The sequence below is a fragment of the Fervidicella metallireducens AeB genome (assembly GCF_000601455.1).
Classification (GTDB): Bacteria; Bacillota; Clostridia; order Clostridiales; family Caloramatoraceae; genus Fervidicella; species Fervidicella metallireducens.
Window position 1 is genome coordinate 31,109 of sequence record NZ_AZQP01000024.1, and the last position, 10,948, is coordinate 42,056.

Genomic DNA, 10,948 nt, shown 5'->3' on the forward strand with positions numbered 1-10,948 from the left:
CTCCTATAATCTCATCTTCATATGCTTAGCCATTGCCACCAAACCTTCGTAAGTTATATTCTCGTTATCGTAGGCATTGCTGAAGAGGTTTGTTGCTCCCCTTATAGCTTGTCTGCTCTGAGCTATTCCAAGAAGGAAATCTATTTCCTTTTCCATATTATTTTCAGCTAGTGTTGGGAATAACAACTTTATATCTTCCCTTGAAATATCGCTAGTCTTGTATATTGGCTTCTGTATGGTTCTATTGTCTATTTGTTCAAAGACTGCATCCTCTTTTCCACCAAACTTGTTTATTGTGGTGCTGTTTCCTATAAACACAATTCCAAGGGTCATGCCATTATCTGCAAAATAATCTGAGAAACCTCTTAAGGTTTCAATTACCTTTATTGAAAGGTGCTGAGCCTCATCAAATATAATTACCATTCCATCTCTCAGCTTTGAAAGGATGCCTTCGTACATATCATCATTGGTTCTTGCAATAACATTCAACTTCTTTGAAAGTACCTTTAATATTGGTTTAACGGTATTTAAACAAGGGTTTGCAGTAATCCATATTGCATCATTTGGGTTATCCCTTACAAACTTTCTTATAGCTCTTGTTTTTCCTATCCCTGCATCTCCACTGATTGCCATAAGACCGCCTTTAATTTGGCAATTTCTAATATACTCATATACACTTTCAGATATTGAGGTCGGTACATAATCTGTTTCTTGGTAGGTAGTTGATACTTCTTCCTTAACCTTGAAATAACTTATAAGCTTCTGAAACTGCTTGTCTATGTCTCCTGCATAAGTTCCCTTCTTAAGACTTGTCATAATTGGTGCTGAAACACCTACTAAGCTACAAGCTTTGTTTTGACTTCCTGCCTTTACAACAAGTTCCTCGAACCTGTCTAAAGCCCACTGTTGTTCTGCGTTATACATTTTTTCTTCCCCCTAAAATATTATTTTTTTCTTGCTGAATTTTTGTTAATCCTATTAATATCAATGACAACTCCAACTGTGTCATCACCTACCGCCTTTTGTAATGGTTCTGCACATTCTTCATTAACCGTTATTGGCATTACAGTCTTAGGTTCTGTTACAATTACCCCCTCCTTAGCTGCATGAGCCTTTCTAACCATCAAATCTAATGCATCAATTTTACGTTCAGCTGATAAACCTGAAGTTAAGCCCTTAGCATAATCCTTAACCGCCTTCTTTGTCCTATTAAGCCTTGATTGAGCTGTCTTAATTTCTTCTTGGTCTGTTTCCATAAAGTTAAGCATAAGCTCTTTATCAACTGGCAGTGTAAATTTAAATCTATCTTCCTTGTCATAAACCCTTACTGAACTTATATCTTCTGGGTTATACCTTACATAAACCTCCTCATTAAGATGCTGCCATATATTCTCATCTGCATACCAAATCTTCTCACCTGACATTTCAACATACACACCTTTCTTTTTAATTTTCTGATAACCTGTGGTACGCATAAGAAGTAAATTCAAATCTTCTTCATTTACAACTTTTCTAAGAACTCTATTTTGAATGCTTTCATTCCAAACTTCAATTCTTGTCATGCCCTTGAACTTTTTTTCGCTGCCTCCATATTGACCAACATTGTAAGTCCCATCAATAAGATCTGCCACAAGGGTTCTAATTTCACTATCAAGTGGTACAATTCCCTTTTTAAGCTTAGCCTTCAAGCTCTCAGGCTTTTCCATTATGTTCCCGCCAGTAAATGTTTCAAATAGTCTTGAAATACTGTTTTTGAAGGTTAGAAAAAACCTTTCTATAGGCTTAGCTCTCGCATTTCTAACCAATGCATTTTTCATTTCAATGCCTAGCCTTTGAAGTATTGCTGGAGGTCTCTCTATAATGCTGGTACTCTTTCTAGTCCTGTGTCCTCTACCTGCGATATCATAGGTTAAGAACTCAGTACCGTTATCAAAGTACACCATCTTAGGAACTCCAAACCTCATAATTCCATGCCTTATTGCAAATATGGTTGATTGTGAACAAGGATTATCTGTAATATTCCAACCTACCAAAACACCACTCTTTGCATCTAGGAAACCTGTAATATGAAGCCTATGTTTTGTTTCTTTTCCATCATATTTTGATATAATATCTAAAGTATGATTATCTGCAATCCATACATCATTAGCTTCAAGGTCATCATATAACCTTTCAATATATGGCATACATTCATCAAAGCAAGCTTCTCACCTTCACGCATAAGTTTTAAAACTGCCTTTGGTATGGTTTCTATCTTCCTTCTGAAGGTTCTCTCTGAAGCCATATCTGCCAGCATTTCAGGGTAAAACTCTTTCATCCATTCCTGGGTTATTTGATAACATTGGCTTACTGGAAGCTTTCGATCATCAAGGTAGTAATATAAAAACCCTTCCCAAATCTCCTGCGGTATTGAACTTTTACCTCTATTCCAACCGCCTCGCTTATCAAGCAGTCCTTCTAAATCTCCCTCCTTGTAAGCTGCATATTTTCTATATAGGATATCCTCGCTTATGCTCAAATCAGGATATTTAAGCTTCATTGATGCCACAAACAAAGGATCAGCCTCTGTTTTGCTTTTATATCTATTTCTTACTTCCTGCCATTCCTTAAGGATTTCACTCCAAAGTGTGATTTCCTCACGTTCACTGGCTGAAAAAGCATCAAAAGCCTTTTTCTCTATTAATTTTTTCTTAGTTTTCTTTGGTTCTTTCAGCTCTGGTACTATTGGTACTGCATCAGACTTAATCTTTGCATAGTATTTCTTCTGCAGCTCCTCTGGCAATGCTGAAACTGGTACTAAATACTGCTTTATATTATTTTTAGGGTCGCTGTCCTCTTGGGCTTCAAGCTTACCATCTTTAATAATCTTTCTGATATACCTTTCTGTACATCCTTTAAGTTCAGCGACTTCTTTTACCGTAAGTAAATCCACTCTTTTCTCACCTGCCTTTAGGCTATATAATCTGCCTCATCAGTGCCAGTAGATCATCTCTGGCAGACAGGGAACTTGTCCCTGTTTCGGCTGTAATATGTTATAATTCTCTTGGAAGGAGGTGTTAATAATGCCAACACTATCATCTAAAGATGTTGCTTCAAGGCTTAACGATACTTTTATGAAAAACTTTGCGTGTATGCACTACAAAGTTAATTGCAAACATGGGGATAACTACATTAAAAAGAATAATATTTCTGCAGAGGAGTTAGCTTTTTCATACATTGAACAACTAAAAGTATTTATAGACTTGTTTGCAATTTCTGTAAAAGACAACTTCTATATTGCAGATTTAATTCTTATATCAGACCCATTTGTAATATTTTCCTTTGATTATGTATTTAAAAAATCTATGGAACTTTTAACAAATCAAAAATCTGATGTTTATTATGATACCCATGATAATGATGTTGAATTATTTAAGAAGTACTCTTTAATTTACTTAGAGTCTAAATAGGTCTTTTTTCTCTCGTTGTATGGAGTAATACTCTCCCTAGCTCTATCAATTACTACTTCTTTAGGTACTCCATATTTTTCAATCGCTTTTCTAAGCTGACTTTGGACTTGTACTCCTTGGTCAGCTTTTTCCGTTTTGTTCATATCAAAGCTTACCTTTACTGGTATAGTTATTATTACATCAACGCTTGCCATCTCCTCGCCTCCTCTATCCCTTAAATTCTTTTTCTAGCTCGTCATCTGCTCTACTAGCTGCTACTAGGCAAGGATATATAATGATTACCACTACCGCTGCAGCTAGACCAATTACCCACATACTTAAGCCCCCTTGATATCTGGAAATACTACCTTTCCTTTTACAGTATGGATAACAATGTTATCATCTATGTCTACAACCCTAAGCTCTGGAAAGCTATCCTTCTTGTTTATTACAAAATTCCAAGCTTCCAATGCATTATTAAACTCTTCTGGAGGTAAATATCTTCCGTTTACATTTTTAAAACAATAACCCTTGAACACTTATTATTCCCCTCTCTTTTCTTTCAGGTCTTCTCCCTCATAAACTATAAGCTGCTTGTATATAGAGCCTTTTGGTGGTAGCTGCACATTCCAGCTACCCATCTTATTAAAGCCTTTCATGAGCCTGTCTACCAATTTCTTATCCTCTGGATCATTCTCATTCCATAAGAGCATTATTTGTACTATATTCTTCACTCCTTTCAACCTACCTCATCAGTGCTGAGAGGTTATCCTCAGCAGACAGGGAACTTGTCCCTGTTTCGGTTGTAATGTGTTATAATTTTCTTGGAAGGAGGTGTTATCATGTTTACTAAAATTCAATGTAAAGAATGTTCTTCTACATCTACAGTTGATACTTCTGAATTTTTAAAATTAAAAAAATTTACTTGTCCTTCTTGTAATTCATCTATTTCAAAAACTGAATTATTAAAGCTTCAAGATGCCATATTAAAGCTGAATTCAAATCCAAAATTTGAAGTAACTGTTTCTTCATCACCAGAAATCAATTTAAATGCTATCTCATTTGGAATGAGAAACTTTCTAAAAAGCAACCCTAAATATGAAAATCTATCTAGTGTTGAAGATTTTAATGAAGCCATTTTGAATGACCCATTAATAGTTATTTCTCAGCTTACTGTAGGTGCTTTTATTGCTTATCATGAACAGTTAAAAGATGTATTATCTTTATCTGGTATTGATATTCCCTCTACAAAACTCACGTATCCTGAGCTTTAATTTATTTAACCTTTCATTAGCTTCTCTGAGCTGCTTTTTATCTTCTGCCATATGAACCGTATTAGGTACACCAAATTTAGAAATTCCATCCTTTAGCTGACTTTGAACTTCCTCTTCATAGTCAGCTTCTTTAGTTTTGTTTTTGTCAAAACATACCTCCACAACAATATTTACCACTGTATAAACGCTTGCCATTTATTTTCACTCCTTTCTTTAACCTACCTCATCAGTGCTGAGAGGTTATCCTCAGCAGACAAGGGACATACCCTTGTTTCGGTTTTCCTTATGTTGCCTGTTGAATTTTTAGTCCTCATCTGCTAAACTATTATTGGAGTCTAGCTGGTTAATTTCATTAAGATACATCTCTACCTCTTGGTAGATTGAAAGAATGGTTACGGCATTCTTTCTTGCCTGCTCAGGCTCCATTTCATTAAAATGTTCTGCGTTAATCCTTGCAAGGACTTCCGCCTGCTCAACTAAAAGGTTGAGCATTTTTAATTTCAGCTCTTTTAATGTTTCCATATTTTTTTCCTTTCTGACCTGCCATCTTCAGTACCAAGAGGTCATCCTTGGTAGACAGAGGATCTTCTCCCCTGTTTCGGCTACAAAGCTTCCTTAAGTTTCCTAAGAGCTTCCTTGTGTATTTTCCTATCCTTTGGATTTGTATCCGCTTTAATCTGATACTCTAAAGCCTTTATCTGAGCCTTTAGCTTCTTTTTATCAGTTGGAATAACTACTTCAACCATCTCTTAATGCTCCTTTAACTGTGGTATAATCTCCTTGATGGGAGGTGTTTAATTTGAAAAAAGCAGATATTTCAAGTGTATTTGATGAACTCTATAAAATATATTCACATAAGCTTTTAAAAGAGTTAATTACCATAATTGATACAAATAAAGATAATCCTGAATTTTCTACAACTGAATTTATTTCAAAATCTCTACTAAAAACATACAAGTATTCTGTGAAAACTTGTGAACAAGCTCTGATTAAACTTCTTTCAGAAGATTAACCTAGCTTAATATCTTCTATATCGCTGAGACCTACATTCACTGCTTTCTCGGTCTCTTCTGTCAGAACTTTTTTTATTTTTTCCCAATATTCTTCTTTATTCTGCTGCTGGCTTTGGACTTGCCCTCCATGGTCAGCTGCTCTTTTTTCTTTCATTTTTTAACGCTCCTTTCTTTGTGGTATAATCTCCTTGGGGGGAGGTGATTTTTATGCCACGTGAAAAATGTAATAACTATGAAATTTGTGACAAATACGACTGCATATTTGGCATTTGTGAGGAAAGCCAAGAGTCTGATATATTACTAGCAACATCAAACCTTAAACAATGTAGTCCTGCTGAAAAAGTTAAAATTACTATTCTTGCAAGTATTGACGAAAAGTTGTCAAAACTTCTTGATAAGTAGAAGTTTCTTTCTGATTTTGTTTACTAGTAGAGCTATTATTAATATTGATTACGGTCTTAGCTTTTTGAATATCAATATATTCATTTATCTTCTTAAGCTCTACTAGTACCTCTTTTAGCAACTCCTCCATGTCCTACCACCTCCTTCAGGAAGCCTTCAATTTTTTTCTTTCTTCTTCACCATCCGCAAGCACATCTACTATTAAATCCTTATATCTGTTCCCTGGTATAACCCCTCTTGTAATCTCGCTTATTCTATGCTTTGTAGTTCCAACCTTCTCAGCAAGTTCTGTTACCGTCATGTTTTTCTCTATAAGCTTTATCTTCACCCACTTTCCAAATGGAGTAAGCTCCTTATATGGTTTTGCCATGTTCAAAACCTCCTTTGCAATTTTTTACAATTATTGTTTTAGTACTACTATTGGTATGATATAATTTATTTGTTGTAATAGGTTACTTTTATTATAATGGCATATTTGCCATTAGTCAATAGTATAAATGTTAAATATACCATTTTTTTAGGGAGGGATTATATTGTCATTGGTAGAACGTATAAATAATGCTGCTAAAAACAAAAATATGACACTAGCTTCAATAGAGCGTGAACTTGGTTTTGGACAAGGAACTATAAGGAAGTGGGACAAGAATTCACCATCTTGCGATAAGGTTTTGAAAGTGGCAAATTTGCTACAAATAAATATTAATTATCTTCTAACTGGAGAATCACAAGAACAAATTTCTTACGAACCAAAATTTACAGATGAAGAAATAGAAATGATAAATATTTTTAGACGTTTAAATTTTAAACAGCAAGCTATTATTAAAGGGAAATTATATGAGTATGAAGATGATCTTGCGAAGGAAAAAACTCCTTCATCATCAATAAAACAGGCAACCTAATATATGTAAATTTTACATATAAGTAATTAAGTGCAGTAAAAGGCTGCTTTATTTTATGTTTTTAATAGTAACAAATTACTTTTAAAATTTAATAAGCCAATTAAAATGATGTTTAAAAACTTATTTAATATCTTTAAAACTTATATAGCTTATATAAAAATCTTTAACGAGGAACTAGTTCCCCGACACTATAAAAATAGTTCCTTGAGTTCCTCGATAAAAAAGCATTAAAATTTAAAATGTAGTAGATGTTTTTTAATACTATCATTAAAAATATTTACGTAATAAAAAAAGCCTTTAAACTCACTGTTTATCGGCTTTTTAACATTCTTAACATTATTCTATTTTAATATTTTAACGGTTTTTTAATGCTTTTTAACGGTTTCTTTTATTAATATATAATCCACAGGTTATCCACAACCTTTTAAGTGGTTTTATCCGTTTTCCCTCTGACAATGACAATCCCACTTAGACAACCTTTTTCACACCTCTATTACGCTTAAACCTCGCCTATATCAAGGGTTCTCCCCTTTCTTTCCTTCTTTTCACGCCCTTTTACGGATGTACCTCTCTTTTTGTATTTTCCTTGTCATATTACATCTGCTGTTACCTTCTTTAATCTTCCTACTTTGTCATATATATTTAGTGATATATTCCCCTTCGGGTCTGTTACCTTTTCTGCTATTTCTCCAATGTCTACACCTGATATTATATCATATTGATATACACTTTTTCCAATATCAGGAACATATTTTTCTATCACCCTGTTTAATTCATCATATCTTCTTGTTGTTACTCCCGTAATATCCGTCGTTGTTAGTATATTACTGTTATTATCATAGGTGTATGAAACTGATATTGTTCCTGCTGTTTTTGTTTTTAGTCTTCCATGGATGTCATAGGTGAAGCTTGTTATTACACCATTTCTATCCTTAATTGTTTTTACTTTTCCGTCCTCAAAATATGTGTAGCTTTCTACCTTAGAGTCTACATAGGTGAATGCAGCTCCATTTGGTATTTTTCCACCATGGTCTATTCTTCTCTTTAGCTGGTTTCTTACTCCGTGAAATATGGGACATATGAAATATGGGACATATACTTACTGTAATTACATAGTGAAATATATTTTTTTAAATATTTTCATATTTCTCATTAAATAGAGCTTTGTAATTTCCTTATCTAATATAACTTTATTCACTTTTTTTGCTAAATTACACTATGCTTGTCCAATCTTTATGCTTTATGAAAGCATTTATCTCTTTAACTTTTTAAAATAAAATTATTTAATTGGCTTTTTAAAAATTAAGCATACTGTTCCATAAACTCATATGTAATATTTTTATATTTCTCATCATCTAAAAGTTTCACCCCAAGGCTGCTGAGCTTTGAAACCCTGCTTTGGGTTATGTTTCCAAGGATACGGCAAATTTCACTGCATTTTAAGTTGCAAAGACTTCTCATTAAAAGTACAGCCAGTGCCTTTGCTTCAACTATTTCTCTGCAGTGTTTTGTATGTAGCTTTATTTTTTCAATTCCAAGTTTTGTTGCGATAAATTCCAGTATTTCTTTGGTTTTAATGTTTCTTATTAAAATCTTTCTTTCACTTCTGTATTCTGTTTCTTCATTTAAAAATTCAACTTCCTCTTTAAAAACCTTATCAGAACATTTATATACTAATTTCATATAGCTTTCTCTGGCTTTTTTAGTTTTTTTGCTGAACATGCCCATAATAAAGCCATCATCAACAAGTTCATAGGGGTCATGTCTTAAGCCTAGGTATATTGAAAGGCTTGAAAACTCATATTTCTCTGGACAGTTTTCATATCCCTTTATATCACATGGGTTGTTGTGAACATATGCCGATAAGGCATCGAGATACATTTCACTTTTTACCATTTTACTTTTAAATCTGTCCTGAAAAAGATGTCCATGTCTTTTGTGCCTGTGGTTAAAATATTGTGCATAGGAGAAATTTATGCTGTGCATAATCCTTGAAATATCAGCTCCGTTGGCATCTATTATCAGATGTAGATGGTTATCCATAAGGCAGTAGCCATATACTCTGAATTCATAGATCTTTTGATATTTTTTAACTAAGGCTAACTAGTTAAGCTTATCCTCATTATCTTTAAATAAATCAACTTCACTTATACTCCTTGCCATTACATGAAAAATGGCATCTTCTTTTTTCTGCCTTGCAATCCTTGTCGTAATAAAACATCTCCCTTCAAAGTTTAATTCCTAACTAGTATTTCCTTTGAAGGGAGATATTATTCATTAGTTCTGAACAATACTTATGTGTCCCACATTGTTCTTATGTGTCCCACATTGTTTTGCCAAGAAGGAGATACTTAAACCACTTTACACAAAATTATTTACATACTCGTTATTCGCTGGTCTATTCATTTATTCATATTATTTCTCCTAAATATTCTTATTCCTGATAAAATAAAAAGAAAACTTGCACTTCCTAAAAGTATTGTTATTATTAATACGTCTGATATATCATAATACTTTAAATATATAATTAATGGAATTAATAGTAATAGCCCCAATATTATATCCATTAATACCTCTACTTTTTTATACCCTGCAACCCTATTAATTTTTTTTTATTTAATCCATTAACTTTATCCTTTCTCACAATAATTTTTTCACCTCACACCTTTATTTATTAACTTTTATTTTTTATCAAAAGCAAAACAAAAAATTATTCTTATTTTGCTTCTAATATACTATATACTAGTAATTTTCTTTATATTTTATTTACTTTATAATAAACTTTCTCTTGTCTAGTTCTCTCAAAATTTTGCTATTTAAATGACTTATTAAGGTAGACGATTGCTGCAAAACATTTCTCATATCGATATCTACTACCCAATCCATATTTGTTTTAAATATAACATCTTCCTTATAATGTCCTATTTCCATTTTATCTCCAGTATACAATATTGGAGTTGCCACAAGTGCTCCATTATTAAATGACAAATAATGAGTGTATGGATTTTCTTCATGTTTTGAATCAAATGTATATTTTATATCATAATCAATAAACCTATTTAAGTTATATGTTTGAATTAAATCCTTTCTTAACAATTCTCCATATACTAATTGCATATTATCAATTACATCTATAGATTTTCCTGCATATTTAGTTAGTGTATCTGATACTCCAGCTTGAATAATAGCTCTATATTCATTACCCTTTTTCTGTATAACTATTTTTACTGGTATTCTTTCTGCTGAATTTGAGATAACTTTTACCAACTGTGCAAAAACCATACTCTTATGAAACCTCATTGTCCTATTTAAATCCTTAAACCATTCATTTCTTGTTTCTGGTGCCTCTTCAAATTCTAAGCCTGATAACCCTTTGGCTACATCAGCATTCTGTATAGAAAACTCCTTTGATAACTTTTCTTCAGTTTTCCATCCATCATTCTCCAGTTCAGCGTTAGACCCATTTTTATAGTTTGGCACATATATTGAATAAGTTTTTCCATCTACTGTTATTTTTCCTGTTTCTGTTGGTGCACTTGAAGGTAATTTGCTAAAGGACAATCCACTATTAACAACTCCTGTTGATTTTTTTGTAGCAGTTGCTTTTACTTCACTAGAATTAACATTATTTGTACTTTTCTTTTTACTTACATCCTTTTGCTTTGATTTCGTACTCTTACTTATTGATGTTATATCTATCTTCTGTCCTACCTTTAGTTTTCTTGGATCACCCTTATACCCTAACTGTTTCCACTTATTTGAGTCACCAAGTTGCTTTTTCGCTAATCCTCCAAGTGTATCTCCCTTTTCAGCAACTGCATATGTTTTTCCATTTTGAACAACTGTTTTCCAATGACCTGTTGGATCAAAATACATAATCGGCTCATTATGACAGTAAGTATATAGATTCAAACTAAGTGGGTCTTTCCTAT

18 protein-coding genes, 4 other RNA genes and 1 pseudogene are annotated in these 10,948 nt (G+C 33.0%); 5 read left to right on the forward strand and 18 right to left on the reverse strand.

Annotation, left to right across the window (positions count from 1 at the left end):
- Window positions 1-3: 3 nt before the first annotated feature.
- The 4 genes from Q428_RS08445 to Q428_RS14880 form a co-directional block, all read right to left on the reverse strand.
- A complete protein-coding gene (locus Q428_RS08445; RefSeq protein ID WP_035380003.1) occupies window positions 4-924 on the reverse strand; it encodes an AAA family ATPase in 921 nt (306 codons plus the stop codon).
- A gap of 20 nt (window positions 925-944) precedes the next feature.
- Window positions 945-2,186, reverse strand: coding sequence for a Mu transposase C-terminal domain-containing protein (locus Q428_RS14525; RefSeq protein ID WP_051515063.1), 1,242 nt, complete (start codon window positions 2,184-2,186; stop codon window positions 945-947).
- Entirely contained in the window at window positions 2,114-2,932 is an 819-nt protein-coding gene (locus Q428_RS14530; RefSeq protein ID WP_051515064.1) for a DNA-binding domain-containing protein, read from the reverse strand. The genes Q428_RS14525 and Q428_RS14530 overlap by 73 nt, the downstream gene beginning before the upstream one ends.
- 25 nt (window positions 2,933-2,957) lie before the next feature.
- Window positions 2,958-3,024, reverse strand: an RNA gene (locus tag Q428_RS14880) — hammerhead ribozyme type II.
- 38 nt (window positions 3,025-3,062) lie between these two features.
- Between Q428_RS14880 and Q428_RS08455 the strand changes: the two genes are divergently transcribed.
- A complete protein-coding gene (locus Q428_RS08455; RefSeq protein ID WP_035380004.1) occupies window positions 3,063-3,449 on the forward strand; it encodes a hypothetical protein in 387 nt (128 codons plus the stop codon).
- On the opposite strand, the gene Q428_RS08460 is transcribed toward Q428_RS08455, so the two are convergent.
- The 4 genes from Q428_RS08460 to Q428_RS14885 all read right to left on the reverse strand — a co-directional run bounded on the left by Q428_RS08460 (window position 3,431) and on the right by Q428_RS14885 (window position 4,233).
- Window positions 3,431-3,643, reverse strand: a complete 213-nt coding sequence (locus Q428_RS08460; RefSeq protein WP_035380006.1) for a hypothetical protein — start codon at window positions 3,641-3,643, stop codon at window positions 3,431-3,433. The genes Q428_RS08455 and Q428_RS08460 overlap by 19 nt on opposite strands.
- Before the next feature lie 123 nt (window positions 3,644-3,766).
- Window positions 3,767-3,967 carry a hypothetical protein gene (locus Q428_RS08465; RefSeq protein ID WP_035380007.1) on the reverse strand — a complete coding sequence of 67 codons (201 nt, stop codon included), beginning with the start codon at window positions 3,965-3,967 and terminating at the stop codon, window positions 3,767-3,769.
- Between the two features lie 3 nt (window positions 3,968-3,970).
- A complete protein-coding gene (locus Q428_RS15410; protein ID WP_035380008.1) occupies window positions 3,971-4,162 on the reverse strand; it encodes a hypothetical protein in 192 nt (63 codons plus the stop codon).
- 4 nt (window positions 4,163-4,166) lie between these two features.
- An RNA gene (locus tag Q428_RS14885) (hammerhead ribozyme type II) lies at window positions 4,167-4,233 on the reverse strand.
- A gap of 37 nt (window positions 4,234-4,270) precedes the next feature.
- Here Q428_RS14885 and Q428_RS08475 point away from each other — a divergent pair.
- Window positions 4,271-4,702 carry a hypothetical protein gene (locus Q428_RS08475; protein WP_035380010.1) on the forward strand — a complete coding sequence of 144 codons (432 nt, stop codon included), beginning with the start codon at window positions 4,271-4,273 and terminating at the stop codon, window positions 4,700-4,702.
- Here Q428_RS08475 and Q428_RS08480 read toward each other — a convergent pair.
- The 5 genes from Q428_RS08480 to Q428_RS15615 all read right to left on the reverse strand — a co-directional run bounded on the left by Q428_RS08480 (window position 4,652) and on the right by Q428_RS15615 (window position 5,448).
- Window positions 4,652-4,897 (reverse strand): hypothetical protein, encoded by a 246-nt coding sequence (locus tag Q428_RS08480; protein WP_035380012.1) that lies wholly within the window; start codon window positions 4,895-4,897, stop codon window positions 4,652-4,654. The two genes, Q428_RS08475 and Q428_RS08480, sit on opposite strands and share 51 nt — an antisense overlap.
- Before the next feature lie 17 nt (window positions 4,898-4,914).
- An RNA gene (locus Q428_RS14890) (hammerhead ribozyme type II) lies at window positions 4,915-4,981 on the reverse strand.
- Between the two features lie 24 nt (window positions 4,982-5,005).
- Window positions 5,006-5,194 (reverse strand): hypothetical protein, encoded by a 189-nt coding sequence (locus Q428_RS08485; RefSeq protein ID WP_152539096.1) that lies wholly within the window; start codon window positions 5,192-5,194, stop codon window positions 5,006-5,008.
- 42 nt (window positions 5,195-5,236) lie between these two features.
- Window positions 5,237-5,306, reverse strand: an RNA gene (locus Q428_RS14895) — hammerhead ribozyme type II.
- The gene (locus Q428_RS15615; RefSeq protein WP_169734716.1) at window positions 5,305-5,448 is read right to left on the reverse strand and encodes a hypothetical protein; all 144 of its coding nucleotides are present in this window, start codon (window positions 5,446-5,448) and stop codon (window positions 5,305-5,307) included. The genes Q428_RS14895 and Q428_RS15615 overlap by 2 nt, the downstream gene beginning before the upstream one ends.
- 53 nt (window positions 5,449-5,501) lie before the next feature.
- Here Q428_RS15615 and Q428_RS08490 point away from each other — a divergent pair, with 53 nt between their 5' ends.
- On the forward strand, window positions 5,502-5,714 hold the full coding sequence (locus Q428_RS08490; RefSeq protein WP_035380016.1) for a hypothetical protein: 213 nt from the start codon (window positions 5,502-5,504) through the stop codon (window positions 5,712-5,714).
- On the opposite strand, the gene Q428_RS15415 is transcribed toward Q428_RS08490, so the two are convergent.
- Window positions 5,711-5,869: a hypothetical protein gene (locus Q428_RS15415; RefSeq protein WP_161633611.1), complete on the reverse strand. Its 159-nt coding sequence runs from the start codon at window positions 5,867-5,869 to the stop codon at window positions 5,711-5,713. The genes Q428_RS08490 and Q428_RS15415 overlap by 4 nt on opposite strands.
- 53 nt (window positions 5,870-5,922) lie before the next feature.
- Between Q428_RS15415 and Q428_RS15175 the strand changes: the two genes are divergently transcribed.
- Window positions 5,923-6,117, forward strand: coding sequence for a hypothetical protein (locus tag Q428_RS15175; protein WP_152539097.1), 195 nt, complete (start codon window positions 5,923-5,925; stop codon window positions 6,115-6,117).
- 145 nt (window positions 6,118-6,262) lie between these two features.
- Here Q428_RS15175 and Q428_RS08500 read toward each other — a convergent pair whose 3' ends face one another.
- Window positions 6,263-6,487, reverse strand: coding sequence for a helix-turn-helix domain-containing protein (locus Q428_RS08500; protein ID WP_035380021.1), 225 nt, complete (start codon window positions 6,485-6,487; stop codon window positions 6,263-6,265).
- Between the two features lie 163 nt (window positions 6,488-6,650).
- On the opposite strand from Q428_RS08500, the gene Q428_RS08505 reads away from it, so the two are divergent.
- Window positions 6,651-7,016 carry a helix-turn-helix domain-containing protein gene (locus Q428_RS08505; protein ID WP_035380023.1) on the forward strand — a complete coding sequence of 122 codons (366 nt, stop codon included), beginning with the start codon at window positions 6,651-6,653 and terminating at the stop codon, window positions 7,014-7,016.
- A gap of 589 nt (window positions 7,017-7,605) precedes the next feature.
- Here the strand turns inward: Q428_RS08505 and Q428_RS15990 are convergent.
- The 3 genes and pseudogenes from Q428_RS15990 to Q428_RS15620 all read right to left on the reverse strand — a co-directional run.
- Window positions 7,606-7,779, reverse strand: coding sequence for a hypothetical protein (locus tag Q428_RS15990; protein WP_242847806.1), 174 nt, complete (start codon window positions 7,777-7,779; stop codon window positions 7,606-7,608).
- A 539-nt stretch (window positions 7,780-8,318) separates the two neighbouring features.
- Window positions 8,319-9,101 (reverse strand): annotated as a pseudogene (locus Q428_RS08510) (transposase); the annotation flags it as partial.
- Window positions 9,102-9,782: 681 nt separating this feature from the next.
- On the reverse strand, window positions 9,783-10,948 hold a 1,166-nt coding region (locus Q428_RS15620; RefSeq protein ID WP_152539098.1), incomplete at its 5' end, for an RHS repeat-associated core domain-containing protein.

Excerpts from the sequence above, each read along its gene's own strand:
- Q428_RS08445 (WP_035380003.1), bottom strand. The coding sequence starts at position 924 with ATGTATAACGCAGAACAACAGTGGGCTTTAGACAGGTTCGAGGAACTT.
- Q428_RS14525 (WP_051515063.1), bottom strand. The coding sequence starts at position 2,186 with ATGCCATATATTGAAAGGTTATATGATGACCTTGAAGCTAATGATGTA.
- Q428_RS08455 (WP_035380004.1), top strand. The coding sequence starts at position 3,063 with ATGCCAACACTATCATCTAAAGATGTTGCTTCAAGGCTTAACGATACT.
- Q428_RS08460 (WP_035380006.1), bottom strand. The coding sequence starts at position 3,643 with ATGGCAAGCGTTGATGTAATAATAACTATACCAGTAAAGGTAAGCTTT.
- Q428_RS08475 (WP_035380010.1), top strand. The coding sequence starts at position 4,271 with ATGTTTACTAAAATTCAATGTAAAGAATGTTCTTCTACATCTACAGTT.
- Q428_RS08480 (WP_035380012.1), bottom strand. The coding sequence starts at position 4,897 with ATGGCAAGCGTTTATACAGTGGTAAATATTGTTGTGGAGGTATGTTTT.
- Q428_RS08485 (WP_152539096.1), bottom strand. The coding sequence starts at position 5,194 with ATGCTCAACCTTTTAGTTGAGCAGGCGGAAGTCCTTGCAAGGATTAAC.
- Q428_RS15615 (WP_169734716.1), bottom strand. The coding sequence starts at position 5,448 with ATGGTTGAAGTAGTTATTCCAACTGATAAAAAGAAGCTAAAGGCTCAG.
- Q428_RS15415 (WP_161633611.1), bottom strand. The coding sequence starts at position 5,869 with ATGAAAGAAAAAAGAGCAGCTGACCATGGAGGGCAAGTCCAAAGCCAG.
- Q428_RS15175 (WP_152539097.1), top strand. The coding sequence starts at position 5,923 with ATGCCACGTGAAAAATGTAATAACTATGAAATTTGTGACAAATACGAC.
- Q428_RS08500 (WP_035380021.1), bottom strand. The coding sequence starts at position 6,487 with ATGGCAAAACCATATAAGGAGCTTACTCCATTTGGAAAGTGGGTGAAG.